This is a genomic window from Arthrobacter sp. TmT3-37 (assembly GCF_054510835.1).
Genome location: NZ_JBTNDU010000010.1, coordinates 107,685 through 124,357, shown reverse-complemented (window position 1 = coordinate 124,357; position 16,673 = coordinate 107,685). Strand labels below are relative to the sequence as shown.

Below are 16,673 nucleotides of genomic sequence, written 5' to 3'. Positions count from 1 at the left end.
CTCCCCACACCTAAATCCCTCCGGGTGGAAGAAGAGAAAGCGACCTTCGCGAAGAGGGGGGGCAACGACGGAGGAGGGGGAACCTCCTTCGTCGCTGTCCGGGGGACGGTCCTGCAGGTCGGTGCGCGGTTCAGCGCGCGGACCAGCCGCCGTCCATGACGTAGGACGAGCCCGTGACCATCCCGGCGTCGTCGCCCGCGAGCCATGCGACCAGCGACGCCACCTCCTCGGGTTCGACGAGGCGCTTGATCGCCGATTCCGTGAGCAGGATCTTCGAGAGCACCTCGTCCTCGCTGATGCCGTGCAGGCGTGCCTGGTCCGCGAGCTGGTTCTCGACCAGGGGCGTCCGCACGTAGCCGGGATTCACGCAGTTGCTCGTGACCCCGCGCTCCCCACCCTCGAGAGCCGTGACCTTGGACAGACCCTCCAGCCCGTGCTTGGCCGTGACGTAGGCCGATTTGAACGGCGAGGCGCGCAGGCCGTGGACGGAGGAGATGTTGATGATCCGGCCGAAACCCCGCTCGTACATCCCCGGCAGGGCCGCGCGGATCAGCAGGAACGGAACCTCGACCATGAGCTTCTGGATCCGGCGGAAATCGTCGGGGCGGAAGTCCTGGATGGCGCTGACCGTCTGGATGCCGGCGTTGTTGACCAGGATGTCCGCGTCGAGGGTCAGGTCTTCGAGGGCCGCGGTGTCGAGCAGGTCGACGGCCCAAGCCTCCCCCTCCAGATCCTGTGCCAGGGCCGCGGCGCCCTGCCCGTCGCGGTCGGCGACGACCACGGAAGCACCGCGGGCGGCGAGGCTGCGCGCGCAGGCCGCGCCGATGCCGCTGGCGCCGCCGGTGATGACGGCCCTCCGACCGCCGAGACTCCCCTCGGAACGACCGGCGGGCTGCGTGCCGGTCCTGCCCCCGGATCCGATGTAGGACATCGCCGCCGCTTCGTCGAGGCTCATGGCTTTCCTTCCGCGCATGCTCGGCGGGGCCGCTCCCCGCACACCACCTGAGTATTCCTGCACGACGGAGTGGGACCAATGACCACTTCGGCACGCCTACCCTGCGATACTGCACACATGGCCGCCCCGAACGCACAGGATCTCCTCGTCCTCCGGGCCGTCGCGCAGACCGGTCGCTTCACCACGGCGGCGGACAGCCTCGGTCTCAACCACACCACCGTCTCCCGACGGATCGCGGCCCTCGAGAAGGCCCTCGGCGGGCACGTCCTGTCCCGTGGCACGGGCGGCTGGGAGCTCACGGACCTGGGCAGGCGGGCAGCGGATGCCGCGGCGGGAGTCGCCGCGGCCGTCGCGCAGCTGGCCGGTGACGACGGCGGTGCGCTCACCGGCGTCGTCCGCATGAGTGCCACGGACGGCTTCAGCGCGTTCATCGCCGCCCCCGCCTTCGCGCGGCTCCGGGCCCGCAACCCGCGGCTGAGCATCGAGATCGTCGCCGCCACCCGCAGGGCCTCCCAGACGCGGACGGGCCTCGACTTCGAGGTGGTGGTGGGCGAACCGCAGGTGCACCGGGCCGAGGCCACGCGGCTCGGGGCCTACGTGCTCGGGCTCTACGCGTCCCGGGACTACCTGGAGGAGCACGGCACGCCGTCGGACCTGGCGGAGGTGGTCACCCATCCGCTCGTGTACTTCATCGACTCGATGCTCCAGGTGGACAGCCTCGACGCGCCACGGCGCCTGCTGCCCGCGATGCGAGATGCACTGAGTTCCACGAACGTGTTCGTCCACGTCGAGGCGACGCGGACCGGCGCGGGCCTCGGCCTCCTGCCGTGCTTCATGGCGGACCGGCATCCGGACCTCGTGCGGCTCCTGCCCGGACTGGTCGCCGAGCAGCTGGACTACTGGCTGGTGGTGCGTCCCGACGCGCTGCGTCAACCCGCCGTCGCCGCCGTGGTGGAGGCGCTGCGGGAGGGGACGCAGGCGCTGGAGCCGCAGTTGCTGGGCCGGTCGGGCGAGGTGTGATCGTCGTCGCGGCCGGCCTGCTCTTCCCGGATGTCGGCGACCGTGCACGCGTCGGGGCAGCACCCGGACGGCGCTAGGACGATCCGCCCCGCGGACGCAGCCGGGTCTCCTCGACGTCCAGGATGCGCTGCGCCTTCGCCAGCACGCGGGACGAGTAGGTGCCGCGTGCCCGCGCTGCCAAAAGCGCCTGCCGTTCCGCCTCGAGCACGGCCAGCCGGAGGTCCCGGTACTGGCGGTGCGGTGAGCGCACCAGCTTCTGCTCCGGCAGGCGCGCCTTCTCCCACTCGAATTCCGAGCGCATGCCGGTGTCGGTCCGCACCCGCTCCAGCACGTCCTCGTCCACCTGCACGTCCCCACCGACGATCTGCTGCGGGTCGTCCAGGATACGCAGCCCCTCGGTGCGCAGCTCGTCGAAGAGGGTGGCGGATTCCTCACGGTCGGTGTCCGCGTCGATGCCCTCGATCTTCAGGACGCGGATGAGTGCGGGCAGGGTGCTGCCCTGCACCAGGAGAGTGGTGACGGCGACGGTGAACGCGATCAGCACGAGCTGCTCCCGGTAGGCGAACGACTCCGGCAGGGACTGGGCGGCCGCCAGGGTGACCACCCCGCGCATTCCCGACCAGCCGAGCACGGTGGCGCCCCTCCAGCCGAACCCCTCCCGCCGTTCGAGCTCGAGGTCGGCCCGGCGTCGCTCGTACAGCCTCGTGAGGGCACGCTTGCGGCGTTCCTGCCGGGCGTCGAGCGTCGGCTGTTTCTTGAGGCGCCCGAGACCGCGGCGCAGCTGCAGCGTCCGCCGTTCCGCCCGGCTCGGCAGTCTCCGCATCAGCAGCACGAGCGGGAACACCCAGAGGAACCGCAGGAGAATCAGGGCGAGCGTCGCGAGGAGACCGATCAGCACCGTCTGCTGCACCGTCAGCAGGGACTCGTCGATGTTCTGCAGCAGGGTCCTGACCTCGAGCCCGATGAGGAGGAACACGCCGTTCTCCAGCAGGAACTGCACGGTCCGCCAGTTCACGTTGTCGCTGATGCGGGCCCGGGCGTCGAACTGGCTCGCGCTGCGGTGACCGGTGTAGATCCCGGCGACCACCACGGCCAGCACCCCGGACGCACCGAGCTCCTCGGCGGGGAGGAAAGCGACGAACGGGACGGCGAGGGACAGCGCCGTGTCGAGCACCGGATCGTCGAGCTTGGACCGGAGGAAGACCGTGACCACGCCCACGGCGTAGCCGACCACGACGGCGACGACGACGGCGTACACGAAGTCACCGACGGCCGCACCGAAGCCGCTCAGTGCCCCGGCGGACGCCGCGATGGCGCTGCGGAGGAGCACCAGCGCGGTCGCGTCGTTGACGAGGCCCTCGCCCTCCAGCACCGTGAGCAGCCGGGGCGGGAGGCCCAGCCGGCGGCCGATCGAGGTTGCGGCGACGGCGTCGGGCGGGCTGATCACCGCGCCGAGCGCGACCGCGGCGGCGAGACCCAGGCCGGGCAGCAGCGTGTGGAGGAGGAGTCCGGTGGCGAAGGCGGAGATCACGACGAGCGCGACGGACAGGCTGGCGATCGGCGTGACGTTCCGGCGGAAGTCCGTGACGGGCGTCTTGATCGCCGCGGCATAGAGCAGGGGCGGCAGGATGCCCGCCAGGATCCACTCGTCGGGGATGCTGAAGCTCGGGACACCGGGCACGAAGGAGAGCGCGATGCCGACGACGACGAGGATGAGGGGAGCCGCGACGCCCACGCGCCTGGAGAGCACCGCGACCGCCACGAGGACGGCGATCCCGATGATGCCCAGCAGACCCAGTTCCACGCTGCCAGCCTAGTGTGGACGGACCGCGTCCGGCGGCCGTACGCGCGACGGGGGCGCCCCTTCACGGGAGGGGCCGGGGGCGTTACGGCGCTCGATCCGGCAGCGCGGCCGGTCGAGCGGCGGGCCGGACAGCGCGCCCGACGGACCGCCCGTGAGGTCGGCATCGCTGCGGTATGGCGGTCGCGGTCCGCGCAGCCGGCCGCGCACGCCTCCGCGGGCGGTCAGTCCGCGAGGAGCTGCGCGCCGGCCGAGAACGTCCGCACCCGCGCGTCCTGCCAGAGGTGGGCGGGCACTCCCCCGCCCAGCAGTTCCCGGGCCAGCCCCGGATCCTCGCCGAGGGGCGCATCGCTCCCCGCGATGATCACGTTGCCGTAGCGCCTGCCCTTCAGCATGGCCGGATCGGCGATGATCACGGTGTGCGCGAACTCGGCGCCGATCGTCGCGGCCTCCCGCTTGGCCATCGCGAGGTTCGGGCTGTCGCCGCAGTTCACCACATAGACCCCGTCGGCTGCGAGAACGCGTTTGGCGGCCCGCGTGAATTCCTGGGTCGTCAGGGGCACCGGGGTCACGGCGCCCGCGAAGACATCCCGGATGACGAGGTCGCGGCTGTCCTCGCTGAGCGACTCCGTCACGGCGCGGGCCTCACCGACGCGGATGCGCACGAGCGGTGCCCGGGGCAGGTCGAACCACTGGCGCACCAGTTCGGCCAGCCGCCCGTCGAGTTCGACGACGACCTGGCGCGCCTGCGGGTGGGAGGCGGCGAAACGGCGTGCGAGCGAGCACGCTCCCCCGCCGAGGTGGAGCACGCGGAGCCTGTCCGTGGACGCCCAGCGCGAATCGACGAGCGATGCGATCCAGCGCATGTACTCGAAGTCGAGCTGCAGCGGATCGGCCAGGTCGATGTGGGAGCTGGGTACGCCGTTGATGCGCAGCACCCAGCCGTTCGGGTTGTACGGATCGGGTTCGAGCTCGCAGGTCCCGGTGTCGATGGGGAACTCGCCGATCTCGGGTCGTGCCCCCGAGGGCTTCGCCATCAGGTGCACCCTCTCATCGCTGGTCCGGACGGTGCATGCGGAACATGGGCCGATGGTGCCAGGTGGGCCCGCACAGCATCGAGGTGCCGTCGGGTTCGAAGCCGTTGCGGCGGTAGAAGCGCTCGGCCCGCGGGTTGCCGTTCAGGATCCACAGGTAGGCCGCCCGTGTGCCGATCGCGATGTCCATCAGGCGCTGCCCGAGCCCCGTCCCGTGCGTGGAGCGGAGGGTGTAGATGTGGTGCAGTTCGAAGTCGGGGCGGTCCTCGTCGCGTCCAGGACCGGAGGTCGCGATCGCGACCGGCGCGCCGTCGTCGTCGAACGCCAGCCAGCTCCGCGCGCTGCCGCGGGTGCGTTCCGCGTGCTGGAACGCCTCGCGCTGCCGCTCGATCATCGCGGGCAGCTCGGCGTCGTAGAACTCGTGGTACTCCCGCGGCATGATCTGCTCGTACGTCTCGTGCAGCCCTGCCACGTGGGTACGCGCGTACGCCTCGGCGTCGTCCACCGTGGCCGGCCGGATCAGGTAGGGAAGCGTCAGCAGGGGCTGTGTCACTGCCCCAGTTTAGTGGCCCCAGGCCACCGAGGTGCGGTGGTGCTCCTCATGGCGCCCGCCCGGCCGGTAACGCGACCATAACGCGGCGGTAACGCCGTCGGGCCTAGGGTGATCGCACGCTCCGGCGCCGACCGGCTGAGGAGCCGGGGGAACTCCGGCTGGTTCACTGTCCCGTGCAGGCCACGGGTCGCGCCAGGCGACGACGGACCGGCTGATGGCCGGCACCCACGCACCGCCGCTCGAGGAGAGACCATGACGAACGATTCGCCGGAACCGCTGGACCGCATCATGTCCCGCACCCGCCCGCAACAGGGCGACCCGCCCTCCGAACTGCACGACCCCCGGAACTACCTCATCTTCGACCGCCTGCCCTCCGCGGCTGTGCTCGGCGATGCGTCCAGCGCTTTCCGCACCGACGCGGAAGGGCGTATGACGGTCAGCGATCCCGGGACGGTCCTCGGCATCGTGGTGAAGGCGGTGGAACCGTCGACCCTGTCGGATGTCGAGGCCGCTGTCACGGATCTGCAGGGCCAGGAGGATCCGGCGGGCAGCGCCGGCTCCTCCTACATCCCGGACTGGGTCGCCGTCGCGCCGACGCCGGTCCTCGCCCCCGTGGTCGAACCGACCCGCCTCGTCCGCAGGAACGGGGCGAAAGTCCGCCCGGAATGGGTCATCGAGGGCGACGGCAGGTCGGCGTACTACCCCAACGCCTACCCCTTCTCCGTCGTCGGCCGTATCTTCGTCTGGACCGATGCCGCTGCACCGAACTGGACATGGTGGGGTACGGCGTCCTTGATCGGAGCCCGCAGCATCCTGACCGCGAGCCACGTGGTCCCCTGGGGCTCCGCGAACTGGAAGGCGCTCTTCGTGCCGGCCTTCTACGACGGCGCATCCATCCACGGCGCGTGGGCCGCGTCCTGGGTGACCGGCGCCCACGGGTACAGCAGCCACGCGCAGGGCGACGACATGGCGGTCATGCGGCTCGATGTCGCGCTGGGCAGCAGCCTCGGGTGGTTCGGTTTCCGGACCTACAACCCGGGCTGGGAGGACCAGAGTGTGTGGACTCTGCCCGGTTACCCCTGGGACAAGGACGGCGGCAACCGGCCGTGGCTCTTCCTCAATTTCCCGATCATCGACGACGACAACGACGGCGCCGGCGTGGAGCTCGAATACCGCGCCGACACCGAGGGCGGCCAGAGCGGCGCACCCGTCTTCGGGTGGTTCGGGGGGTCTCCCGATATCGTCGGCACCCACTCGGGCGGCGAGGACAACTTCGGTGAACCACGACAGAACGTCGCCGCCGGGGGCAATGCGCTGACGAACCTGCTGCACTGGGCGCGCAACACCTGGCCGTAGGCACGCGCGAGCCCTGTTTCCCGCCATCGGGGAGCCGGGCCGACTCCGGGCTCGCCCCGAACCGCAGGACTTCCTCCTGCCCCTGAAGGATCCACCCCGACACCCCTGAGGTTGAGTGACATGATCGAACCAGATTCCTCCGGCGACCGGCCCTCCGGCTCGGCACCGGAAACCACCGGACGCTTCATCGTGGTCTTCGCCGAGACCGAAGCCGATCCGCCTGCCTTTTTGAGGTCGGCTGCCGGCCTGTCCAACGTGGCGGACTCCCGCGACTTCGGCCATGGGCCGGTCGACCCGGCGACGGCCGGCGATGCCGATGCCACGGTGTTCGCCTCCCTCGGCGTCGCCGTCGTCACCGCGGATCCCCAGCAAGCCGGGGCGCTGCGCATGTCGTCGGACCAGTCGAACATCGAGTCCATCTCGCCGGAACTCGTGCACCACGCGCTGTCGCAGGGGACCCTGAGCCCACCCTCGGCACTGTTCCAGGACACCGAGCACTTCACGTGGGGCCTCCAGGCGACCGGCGCCGCAACGTCCCCCCGCACCGGCAAGGGCATCAGGCTGGCGGTGCTCGACACCGGCTTCGATTCGTCGCATCCGGACTTCGCGGGCCGTCAGGTCACGGTCGAGTCCTTCATCCCCGGCGAGGACCCGCAGGACGGGCACGGGCACGGAACGCACTGCATCGGCACCTCCTGCGGGCCGCGCTCCTCCCGTGAAGGACCGGGCTACGGCGTGGCCTCCGAAGCCGACATCTACGCCGGAAAGGTGCTCAGCAACTCCGGTTCCGGCAGTGACGGTGGAATCATCGCCGGCATCGAGTGGGCGCTGGTGAACGGCTGCGCCGTGATCTCGATGTCCCTCGGAGCCGATATCGCGCAGGTTCATCCGCCGTACACCGCCATCGGGCGGCGGGTGCTCGACCAGGGTTCGCTGATCATCGCGGCGGCCGGGAACAACGCGGACCGGCGCCAGAACGACTTCGGTTTCGTCGGCGCACCCGCCAACAGTCCGTTCATCCTCGCGGTGGGTGCACTCGACGAGCAACTGGATCTGGCGTACTTCTCGGCGCGGACACTACCCGTGCGCGGTGGGCAGGTAGACATCGCCGGTCCCGGCTACCGGGTGCACTCCTCCTGGCTGATGCCCGACCGCTACAACACGATCAGCGGGACCAGCATGGCGACGCCGCACGTCGCGGGTATCGCGGCACTGTGGGCCGAAGCCACCGGATACCGGGGGCGGGAGCTGTGGTCCGTGCTGGTGCAGGAGAGTTCCCGACTGCAGGCACCGTCGGTGGACGTCGGTTCGGGGCTTGCGATGGCGCCGCAGGAATAGCCGCATGAAGGTCACCGTGACGGTCGACGACGAGCACCGCCCATCGATCCACCATGTCGCAGAGCAGCTCGGCCTCCGCGGCATGGTGGTCGACCGGGTGCTGCCCGGACTCGGCATGATCACCGGTTCGGTGACGGCCGCTCTCCTGGCCGGGCTCGGCACGATCGACGGGGTGGCCGCGGTGGACGAGGAGCTGACCTATCGGCTGCCCTCCCCGGGCGACGCCGTCCAGTAGCCCACCTCACGCACCCGCCGCCTTCCCGCCGTCCTTCGCGCCGTCCTTCCCACCGACGTCGTCGAGGACGGTCTGGGCCTGGCGATCCACCAGGCCCGTGAAGAGTTGCTGAGCGGCTCCGAACACGATCGCCCAGGCGACGATTTGAGCGGGGGTGTCGAGTGCGCTCAGGCCCGGCACGAACCCGCCGCGCATCAGCTGCAGGCCGAGCACCGCTGTCAGTGCTCCGGCCGGCAGCTTCAGGACCGCGAGCGCGAGGGGCAGCCCGTAGGGCGTCGAGGTCCCCCGTACGTGGCGTAGTGCCGCGGAGCTTGATACCGCCGCAGCGATGAGGCCGAAGGACTCGATGAACAGCATGTCCCAGGGACGCGCCTCGGATCCGGTGGGGCAGGCCACCTGGTCGGGCGCCCCGAAACACAGGCGCAATTCCTCCGGGCGGATCCAGCCCGCAGCCGCGAGCACCACAGCCAGGACGGTGAGGACGAGGGCACTCATCAGGAGGATGTTCCGGAAGCTCCGTACACGGGAGAACTCCTGGCGCGCCTCGAAGCACGCCGCCCGGTAGGCGGACACCACCGCCATGCGGGTGGCCTCGTCCAGGGCCGCCGCCTGGGGCGATGTCCTGGCGGCCCGCTCGATGACCGCCCGTTGGGGATCGGTGGGCGGCAGGTGCTGGCGTGCGTGCGCCTGGAGGTTCGGCAGTTCGGACTGCACGAACCAGACGGGTGCCCGTCGTAGGAGGGCGACCTGCGCGGCTTCGAGGTGGCTCAGCGCGCGCTCGACCCTGGCGCCGTTGTAGGAGACCTGAAGTATCGGTGATCGGTTCGCGGCGATCCTGATCGCCTCGTCGAGGTGACCGGCGATCGCAGCATCCAGGACGGCGTTCCCGGCGCCCGATGCGGGATTGCCTGCAGTCGGCGGGTCGATCTTCGTCAGCCAGGCAGCGAGGGTGCGGACCTGGGCCGCACTGGCGACCGTGTGCTCACGCCACGTGGAGTTGGTCGGCCGGCCGAACGGAAGCTGTGCAGGTGCCTGGCGCGAGCTCATCGTGGTGGCGCATCGTTTCGCGGGTGAGCGGGTGCTGCAGCCCATCCGTCGCGGGTGAGGGCATCCATGACGGGGCTGCTGGTCATCGGCGCCAAGTGCTCCTCGGGCAGTACACCGTTCGAGGCAGGTACGCTCACGTGGTCGGGCTGGGGTGCGGCCATTCGCGTGACCGGGACCGTTCCCGCGTGCTCGACGACGACAACGCGGGCAGGTGCGGAGAGGGATGCTTCCGGCCGCCGGCCCATCGCGGGGGCGGGATCGAGCAACGGCGTGTGTGGTTCGAACCGGGTGCGCTCGGCCACGTCCTGACGACCGAGGATCCGGAGCAGGACCGACGTCATCGTCGCGGCGTCGTTGTCGAATCCTCCGTGGGTCGTCGCCGCGCAATGGGCGGCCGCCGGTCCTTCGCTGGGAGAGAACACCAGCTCCGCGGGCAGCGTCGGCAGGATGTCGGCCAGGGTGGAGCCCTGAAGGGGGCTGGTCAGGAAACGCTCCATGCCGAACAGCGGCACCTCCCCACCGCTCCGGCTGTCTGCGCCGCTCTCCAGGGCGTGCGAGACGAGCACGAGCAGCGACTTCTGGTAGATGCTGACCTTCCCCGTACCGACGACGTCGTTCATCTCCTGGTGGTCGCCCAGGCCGAAGGAGGCGAGTCTGCGGACGTGTCCCGACACCAGGTGCGGCAGTACCGCACGGTCGAACTCGTCGAGGCGGATCGCCGGAGCGAGCCAGGTCAGGGACGCGACGGGCACGCCCTCGTCCTGGAGCCTGGGCAGCAGGTTCGCGGTGAAGATGGAACCCGCACTGTGCCCCACGAGGTGGACCTCGAGGTCGTCGCCACCGGTCGCCCTGGCGTAGTCGGCGAGGCGCCGGACCAGGAGGGAGGCACCGGGGAGCCCTGCCTGTTCGTCGCCGGCCGCTCCGCGTTCGGCCCCCTCCGGTGGCAGGGGGCGCGAGGCGGCTGCCGCGTTCTCCTTCATCTCGGCCCACATCCACCGCAGGTTCGCGCGGGCGAACTTCTCGACGAAACGATCGGCCTGCTCGATGAGGTCGAACCCGATACTGCCGAACGGGAGTTTGCCGCGGATGAGGTCGTCCAGCCGGTTGATCATGGTCTCCACCGGGCCGCTCTGCCACGCGAAGCTGATGGGGTACACCTGGTTGTTCAGCCACCAGTTCAGCTGGGCCTGCGCACTCGCCAGTCCCGAGCGCTCATCGACGAGACCGCCGTGTGCGTACAGGACCACGCGCCGCACGGGCCGTCCTCCCGCCGGATCGCTCTCCTGCCAGAAGCGGTGGTACTCGTCCATGCGCTGCATGATCCGGTCGAGCTGCCGGGGGCTGCTGGTGAAACGACCCGTATCAGAGAGCTTCCCGTCGTTCCCGAGGTTCACCACGTGGCGGGAGAGCCGCACGAGGTCCGGTCCGGCCCCGCGGACGAGTGCGCCGGAGGTCCCCTCGACCGTCTTCGTGCGGTCCCTGGTCCGGATGACGGCGGGTACCCCGGGCCGGGCTACCCAGGCATCGTAGGCGGAGTCCAGCCAGTCGTCGTAGGGCAGCGTCGCGAAGCCACCGGAGCCCCACTCGGTCCCCCAGCTGTTCTGCACGAGGAACCCGATGTCGTTGTAGCCGACGATCACGAAGGCGTGGCCGCCGAGCTGGCCGGCCCCCGGTGTCCGCTCGATCAGGTGCACGTCCGACCTCCCCGGCTTGGCCACCCCGGTCGGCTGGATCCAGCCGGTATGGATCAGCGCCGAGGCGACGATGACGTTCAGTTCGTTGATCGCGGACTGCATGTCGTCGAGCCGGTGGGCGTGGACGCGGTAGAAGGCGCCGAGCGGACGGGCGAACGCCTTGTCGCTGAGGACGGGATCGCCGTCCAGATCGGGGTCGTCCAGGAGCCCCGGCCAGTCCGCGGCGGGCAGCACCCCGTGGTAGAACCAACCCTTCAAGGCTCCCCTGAGTGAGGATCCCTCGTCTGATTCGCCGTCGAACTCGTCATAGCGCCGCGCCATCCGGTAGAGCATGTAGGGGCTCACCCCGTCGGGGGCGTCCTTCGCCGTCACCACCGTGTTGATCATCGCTGCGAGGGCGTGCCCCGTGCAGGAATTACCCTCCTGCTTCAGGACGAGCGTGCCCGGGGGTCGCCGGTCGAGCACGGCGGGCAACGGAGCAAGCCGTGGCCGGTACTCGAGGTCCCTCGCATCGAAGACATCGGGCATGACGTTCGCCCGGAAGGTGGCCCCGTTGAACTCGACCACTCCGGCTGGCAGCGTTTTCGGCACCGCGGGCCTCCATCTCCTCGGGCGGCCTGCCTGCGGGCCACCGCATGACGAAGGAGTATCACCACCTCTGTTACTACCCCGTTACCGGCCGTCCGACCGGAGGCGGTGCCTGCGGGGTCGGTGCACGCGGTGGACCGGGGACGCCAGTCCCGCGGACTCTGCAGCACGGCCTGGACGAGCCCCCTTCACGCGGGTGAGTCGCGACTTCACGCGGGTGAGTCGCGACGAAGGTCCCGGAGGTGAGGACGCCGGGGTCCCGGTTCGGTTCTGCGCGGGGATCGGTGGCGGGACCCACCAGGCGTCAGGAATGGCCCTCGAACTGCTCCTGCTCGGCGAGTGCCGCCTCGAGGCGCTCGACCTTCCCCGTCAGCTCGCCCGTCCACCCCGGCCGGATGTCCGCCTTCAGGACGAGCGATACGCGGCTGCCGTAGCGGCCCACGGCCTCGGTGGCGTTCTTCACCACGGCCATCACCTCGTCCCACTCGCCCTCGATGGTGGTGAACATGGAGTCGGTGGAGTTCGGCAGACCCGATTCGCGGACGACGGCGACAGCGGCGGCCACGGCGTCGTGCACCGACCCGTCGGGGTTCTCGCGGGAGAGATCGGAGGAACCGGACGGGGCGACGCTGAAGGCTACGAGCATGGTCCCAGTCTGGCACGCGCCCCCGCCGGAGGTCAGCCTCCGGCGACCGCCTTGACGAGCTCGTTCGCGCCGAGGACGAGGAACACGACGGTCGTGATGGCGAGGAACACGTTCGACAGCCACTTGTTCCGCCACTGCTTCGCGAGACGTGTGCTGTTCAGCAGGACGAGCAGCGTGATGGCGAGGAACGGCATGAAGAGGGAGCCGAGGACCCCGTAGAGCAGGATCAGGAAGAAGGGGCGTCCGATGAGCAGCAGCAGCATCGGCGGGACCGTCAGCCACAGCATGTAGGCACGGGCCGGCTTGCTGGTGGCGCCGGGAGCGTCGTCGTCGGAGAGGTCGTCGGCCTTCTTGCGGAAGTTGGCCCAGAAGTCGGCGAACATGAGGCTGACGCCGTGCCAGACGCCCAGCAGCGAGGAGAACGACGACGCCCAGAAACCGATGAGGAAGACCTTCGCCCAGACGACGCCGTAGCGGTCCTCGAGTACCTCGCCCATGTCGAGCAGGCCGCGGTCGCCGGTCTGGAGCGAGATGTTGGCGGTGTATAGGAGCTCGGCGCCCAGGATGAGCATGCAGACCACGAAGATCCCGGTCACCATGTAGGCCACGGTGTTGTCCACCCGCATGACGTTCATCCACCTGGGCCGGTTCCACCCTTTCTCCCGCAGCCAGTAGCCGTAGGCGGCAAGGGTGATGGTGCCTCCGACGCCGCCGGCCAGCCCCAGGACGTAGAAGACGGAGCCCGCGGGCAGGGTGGGCACCAGTCCGGTGAGCATCGCCGGGATGTTCGGCAGGGCGAGGACGGCGGAACCGACCACCGAGATGAACATGATGGCGATCATCACCGTCATGATCTTCTCGAAGAGCCCGTACCGGCCGAACCACACCAGGGCCAGGCCGATCAGGCCCGACGCCACCGCGAAGACGTTCAGCGGGACCGCAGGGAAGAGTGCCTGCAGGGGCAACGCGGTGGAGCTCATCGCCGTCGCGCCGTACACGAAGCCCCAGATGACGATGTACGGGCCGAAGTACCAGCTGGTCCAGACGCCGAGGGTCCGCCACCCCTGGAAGATGGTCTTGCCCGTGGCGAGGTACCAGCGGCCGACGCCCTCGACGAGGATGATCTTGAGGACGCAGCCGATCACCGCCGCCCACAGGAGCGCGTACCCGTACTGGCTGCCCGCGATCAGCGTGGCGACGAGGTCACCCGCGCCGACGCCGGTCGCCGCTGCCAGCAGTCCGGGCCCGACGATCCGCCATTTCGGTTTCTCGAGACCGTCGACGTCCGCCCGTGCACTCTCCGCCACTGCCTGCTCCCTCGAAGTCGGAATGATCCCGTCGGAAGCTTAGCAAGGGCCCTGAGCAGTTCCGGGCCCGGTGCCGGACAGCGCGACGGCCCGGACGGCGTCGAGCGTCGACGACTGCTCCAGGAGCCGACCCTGACCGGGTTCGCTCCCGAGCCGGAACCCCGCCGGACGCCGTAACCTGCGGCTCGCGGGGCCTCGTGCGTCCACTGTCCGACGGTGGACGCACTAGGTTCTTAAGGGGCGCCGTGCGGGGATGCCGACGGCGCGGGAGGAGGACGCATGCTGGGAGTGCTGGGCGGATTCGCCGTCGTGGGTGCCGTGATCCTCGTCGGCTACATCGCCGCACGGCTGGTCATCGGCGGACCGCAGGCGGGTTTCGCCCTGAACCAGGTGGCGTTCTTCGTGACCAACCCGGCCCTGCTCTTCACCGTCCTGGCCGACGCGGATCTCGGATCGGTGTTCTCCGAGTACATGCCGATCGCGCTCGTCTCCTCGCTCGCGATCGCCGTCCTCTACGTCCTGATCAGCAGGTTCCTCTTCCGCCGGCCCGCTGCCGAGACGGCGATCGGCGCCATGGCGAGCTCGTACGTGAACGCGAACAACATCGGCATCCCCATCACCGTCTACGCCCTCGGCGACGCGACGCTGATCGCCCCGGTGCTCCTCGTCCAGCTCCTGGTGCTGGCTCCCCTCTACCTGACGATCCTCGACCTCACCTCGAGCCGGAAGCCCTCGGTGCGCGCGGTGCTGACTCAGCCGTTCCGGAATCCCATGATCATCGCGTCGCTGCTGGGCGTCGCGGTGTCCGCGACCGGCTGGCGACCGCCCGCTCCCGTCTGGGACTCCCTCGCCCTGATCGGCGGGGCGGCCGTCCCGATGGTGCTGATCTCGTTCGGCATGTCGCTGCCCGGCAGCCGACCGCTCAGGCCCAGCCCGGACCGACTGCAGGTCCTCACGGCCACGGCGTTGAAGAGCGCCATCATGCCGGCCGCCACCTACCTCATCGCCCACTTCCTCTTCGGGCTCGACGGCGAGAGGCTGCTCGGCGCCGTCGTCGTGGCCGCACTGCCCACGGCGCAGAACGTGTTCATGTTCGCGAGCCGCTACGACCGCGGCATGACACTGGCCCGTGATTCCGTGCTGCTGTCCTCGGTGCTCGCGATCCCCGCGCTCGTCGTCGTCGCTGCCCTCCTCGCCTGAACGACGGGCTCCGGGCTCGGGCGCGGAGCGGGAACCCGGTACCGGAGCTTGTCCGGCGCACGTCCCGGCCCTACCATTCAAAGGTCGCCGTTCCCCCTCCGGCCGACGGACGGGATGGTCATGGACAGCAGGATCTCACCGGACGAGCCCTTTCCGGCCGACCTCGGCCGGCTCCGGACCGAGGACGTCGAGATCCTGAACAGCAAGGTCCACCGGGAGATCGAGCACGAGTTCGCCGCGGACGGCGAGATCGACGCCGAGACGGCGTCCCGCAAGGACGAGCTCACCGAGGAACTCGACGACCGCGAGGCCGGTCCCCGCCTGACGCTCGTGCCGCACCAGGCCGAGGGGGACGAGGCACCGTCGGGCGACGGGCACACCGGATCGGATACCGCCGCCCGGCAGGAAGGCGGTATCTCCGCCGGCGCCGCCCCCGGCCGGTCCTGGTATGACGCCGAACGGCAGTGACGCCGCAGGAATGCCGCGCGCGCCATCGGCGTTGCGACAGGGGTCAAGGATCATTCTCGTCTTGACTGAAGTAAGCCCTTCGGTTTTCAACGGAGCAGCCGGGGCCCGACCTCCGGATCTCCCATGATTGGTACCCCTTGTCTGTTTCCTCCCCGCCGGTGAAGACCACCGCGCCGTTCCCCTACGTCGGACTGCTCTCCCTCGCGGGCGCGATCTTCGTGTCCGTGACCAGTGAGTTCCTGCCCACGGGCCTGCTGCCCGCCATGGCGCGGGACCTCGATGTCAGCCTCTCCACCGCCGGATTCCTCGTCACGATCTTCGCGGGGACCGTCGTGGTCGCCACCACCCCCCTCGCCGCCATCACCCAGCGGTACTCGCGCAAGTCGCTGATCGTCGTCGTCCTCCTCGTGATCGCCCTCGCGAACGTCCTCGCCGCGGTCGCGCCGACCTACGGTGTCCTGGTCGCGGCGCGCATCCTCGGCGGCCTGGCCCACGGGCTCTTCTGGGCCGTGGTCGCCGCGTACTCCGCGCACCTCGTCCCGGCCCACCAGCTCGGCAAGGCCGTGGCCATCACCGCGGGCGGCGGAACCGCGGCCTTCGTGCTCGGTGTCCCGGTGGGAACGGCGATCGGCAACGCCCTCGGCTGGCGCACCGCCTTCACGATCATCGGGGTGGTCGTCGCCGTCCTGGCCCTCGTGATCGTGAAATTCCTGCCACCCGTGGACCACCACGGCGAGCGCACACCCGGGGAGGAGCGAGTGCCGCTGCGCCGGGACCCCAGCTTCCGCGCGGTGATCCTGCTGTGCACCGTCATCCTGATCCTGCTGACCGGGCAGAACACGTTCTACACCTACATCGCGCCCTGGCTGACCGATGTCTCGTCCTTCGAGCCCGGCTCGGTCGCGCTCGTCCTCTTCCTGTACGGCGGAGCGGGCATCATCGGACTCGTCGGCGCCGGGTACGCCGCCGACCGCTTCCCCCGGAAGGCCTTCGTCGGCGTCGTCCTGGTGGTCATGGCCGCCGTCCTCGCGCTGGCCCTCGCCACCACCAACACCGTGGTGGTGCTGGTCGCCGTGATCGTCTGGGGCGCGGCCTTCGGCGCCATCCCTGCCATGCTGCAGACCCGTATGCTGCGTACGGCATCCTTCCGGACACGCGACCTCGCGGCCGCCCTGCAGACGACGGCGTTCAACGTGGGCATCGGCGGCGGTGCGCTCCTCGGCGGACTCCTGCTCGACGGAGCGGGCCTGGAGGTCCTCCCGTTCGTGCTGATCGCCCTGGTTGCCGCGGGGCTGGGACTCAGCCTCGCGACGGACACCGTGAAGGACCGCAGGGAACGGCACCGCCTGCACGCCGCCTGAGCCCGTCCTACGGCATCGGACGGCTCCCGTCGATGGGTGCTTCGTCACATCCGGGCGGCTCCGGCAGGGC

General features: G+C 70.1%; 15 protein-coding genes. 7 read left to right on the top strand and 8 right to left on the bottom strand.

Translation table 11 applies throughout. The annotated features are described in order from the left end of the window. Window positions 1-130 precede the first annotated feature (130 nt). Complete coding sequence (locus ACX80U_RS13295) at window positions 131-931, bottom strand: 3-hydroxybutyrate dehydrogenase (protein ID WP_208741665.1); 801 nt, start codon at window positions 929-931, stop codon at window positions 131-133. Window positions 932-1,072: 141 nt separating this feature from the next. Between ACX80U_RS13295 and ACX80U_RS13290 the strand changes: the two genes are divergently transcribed. Beyond that, entirely contained in the window at window positions 1,073-1,975 is a 903-nt protein-coding gene (locus tag ACX80U_RS13290) for a LysR family transcriptional regulator (protein ID WP_459268801.1), read from the top strand. Between the two features lie 73 nt (window positions 1,976-2,048). Here ACX80U_RS13290 and ACX80U_RS13285 read toward each other — a convergent pair whose 3' ends face one another. The 3 genes from ACX80U_RS13285 to ACX80U_RS13275 form a co-directional block, all read right to left on the bottom strand. Further along, complete coding sequence (locus ACX80U_RS13285; RefSeq protein WP_459268800.1) at window positions 2,049-3,779, bottom strand: cation:proton antiporter; 1,731 nt, start codon at window positions 3,777-3,779, stop codon at window positions 2,049-2,051. 221 nt (window positions 3,780-4,000) lie between these two features. Beyond that, complete coding sequence (locus tag ACX80U_RS13280; protein WP_133080246.1) at window positions 4,001-4,813, bottom strand: fused MFS/spermidine synthase; 813 nt, start codon at window positions 4,811-4,813, stop codon at window positions 4,001-4,003. A gap of 13 nt (window positions 4,814-4,826) precedes the next feature. Further along, complete coding sequence (locus ACX80U_RS13275) at window positions 4,827-5,363, bottom strand: GNAT family N-acetyltransferase (RefSeq protein ID WP_244186064.1); 537 nt, start codon at window positions 5,361-5,363, stop codon at window positions 4,827-4,829. A gap of 252 nt (window positions 5,364-5,615) precedes the next feature. On the opposite strand from ACX80U_RS13275, the gene ACX80U_RS13270 reads away from it, so the two are divergent. The 3 genes from ACX80U_RS13270 to ACX80U_RS13260 all read left to right on the top strand — a co-directional run bounded on the left by ACX80U_RS13270 (window position 5,616) and on the right by ACX80U_RS13260 (window position 8,292). Beyond that, window positions 5,616-6,719 (top strand): trypsin-like serine peptidase, encoded by a 1,104-nt coding sequence (locus ACX80U_RS13270; RefSeq protein ID WP_459268799.1) that lies wholly within the window; start codon window positions 5,616-5,618, stop codon window positions 6,717-6,719. A gap of 120 nt (window positions 6,720-6,839) precedes the next feature. Next, window positions 6,840-8,057 carry a S8 family serine peptidase gene (locus ACX80U_RS13265; protein ID WP_133080244.1) on the top strand — a complete coding sequence of 406 codons (1,218 nt, stop codon included), beginning with the start codon at window positions 6,840-6,842 and terminating at the stop codon, window positions 8,055-8,057. 4 nt (window positions 8,058-8,061) lie between these two features. Next, the gene (locus tag ACX80U_RS13260; protein WP_459268798.1) at window positions 8,062-8,292 is read left to right on the top strand and encodes a hypothetical protein; all 231 of its coding nucleotides are present in this window, start codon (window positions 8,062-8,064) and stop codon (window positions 8,290-8,292) included. A gap of 6 nt (window positions 8,293-8,298) precedes the next feature. Here ACX80U_RS13260 and ACX80U_RS13255 read toward each other — a convergent pair whose 3' ends face one another. The 4 genes from ACX80U_RS13255 to ACX80U_RS13240 all read right to left on the bottom strand — a co-directional run bounded on the left by ACX80U_RS13255 (window position 8,299) and on the right by ACX80U_RS13240 (window position 13,574). Next, window positions 8,299-9,339 (bottom strand): hypothetical protein, encoded by a 1,041-nt coding sequence (locus tag ACX80U_RS13255; protein ID WP_459268797.1) that lies wholly within the window; start codon window positions 9,337-9,339, stop codon window positions 8,299-8,301. Then, window positions 9,336-11,624, bottom strand: a complete 2,289-nt coding sequence (locus ACX80U_RS13250; protein ID WP_459268796.1) for a C1 family peptidase — start codon at window positions 11,622-11,624, stop codon at window positions 9,336-9,338. Before ACX80U_RS13250 ends, ACX80U_RS13255 begins: the two co-directional genes overlap by 4 nt. 301 nt (window positions 11,625-11,925) lie before the next feature. Further along, window positions 11,926-12,267, bottom strand: a complete 342-nt coding sequence (locus ACX80U_RS13245; RefSeq protein ID WP_208739535.1) for a thiamine-binding protein — start codon at window positions 12,265-12,267, stop codon at window positions 11,926-11,928. 32 nt (window positions 12,268-12,299) lie between these two features. Continuing rightward, complete coding sequence (locus ACX80U_RS13240; protein WP_459268795.1) at window positions 12,300-13,574, bottom strand: Nramp family divalent metal transporter; 1,275 nt, start codon at window positions 13,572-13,574, stop codon at window positions 12,300-12,302. A gap of 279 nt (window positions 13,575-13,853) precedes the next feature. Between ACX80U_RS13240 and ACX80U_RS13235 the strand changes: the two genes are divergently transcribed. The 3 genes from ACX80U_RS13235 to ACX80U_RS13225 all read left to right on the top strand — a co-directional run bounded on the left by ACX80U_RS13235 (window position 13,854) and on the right by ACX80U_RS13225 (window position 16,603). Continuing rightward, entirely contained in the window at window positions 13,854-14,774 is a 921-nt protein-coding gene (locus ACX80U_RS13235; protein WP_133080239.1) for an AEC family transporter, read from the top strand. Window positions 14,775-14,894: 120 nt separating this feature from the next. Then, window positions 14,895-15,242: a hypothetical protein gene (locus tag ACX80U_RS13230; RefSeq protein ID WP_208739533.1), complete on the top strand. Its 348-nt coding sequence runs from the start codon at window positions 14,895-14,897 to the stop codon at window positions 15,240-15,242. 137 nt (window positions 15,243-15,379) lie between these two features. After that, a complete protein-coding gene (locus tag ACX80U_RS13225; protein ID WP_208739532.1) occupies window positions 15,380-16,603 on the top strand; it encodes an MFS transporter in 1,224 nt (407 codons plus the stop codon). Window positions 16,604-16,673: the final 70 nt, after the last annotated feature.

Excerpts from the sequence above, each read along its gene's own strand:
- ACX80U_RS13290 (WP_459268801.1), top strand. The coding sequence starts at position 1,073 with ATGGCCGCCCCGAACGCACAGGATCTCCTCGTCCTCCGGGCCGTCGCG.
- ACX80U_RS13230 (WP_208739533.1), top strand. The coding sequence starts at position 14,895 with ATGGACAGCAGGATCTCACCGGACGAGCCCTTTCCGGCCGACCTCGGC.
- ACX80U_RS13295 (WP_208741665.1), bottom strand. The coding sequence starts at position 931 with ATGTCCTACATCGGATCCGGGGGCAGGACCGGCACGCAGCCCGCCGGT.
- ACX80U_RS13260 (WP_459268798.1), top strand. The coding sequence starts at position 8,062 with ATGAAGGTCACCGTGACGGTCGACGACGAGCACCGCCCATCGATCCAC.
- ACX80U_RS13280 (WP_133080246.1), bottom strand. The coding sequence starts at position 4,813 with ATGGCGAAGCCCTCGGGGGCACGACCCGAGATCGGCGAGTTCCCCATC.
- ACX80U_RS13270 (WP_459268799.1), top strand. The coding sequence starts at position 5,616 with ATGACGAACGATTCGCCGGAACCGCTGGACCGCATCATGTCCCGCACC.
- ACX80U_RS13235 (WP_133080239.1), top strand. The coding sequence starts at position 13,854 with ATGCTGGGAGTGCTGGGCGGATTCGCCGTCGTGGGTGCCGTGATCCTC.
- ACX80U_RS13255 (WP_459268797.1), bottom strand. The coding sequence starts at position 9,339 with ATGAGCTCGCGCCAGGCACCTGCACAGCTTCCGTTCGGCCGGCCGACC.
- ACX80U_RS13265 (WP_133080244.1), top strand. The coding sequence starts at position 6,840 with ATGATCGAACCAGATTCCTCCGGCGACCGGCCCTCCGGCTCGGCACCG.
- ACX80U_RS13245 (WP_208739535.1), bottom strand. The coding sequence starts at position 12,267 with ATGCTCGTAGCCTTCAGCGTCGCCCCGTCCGGTTCCTCCGATCTCTCC.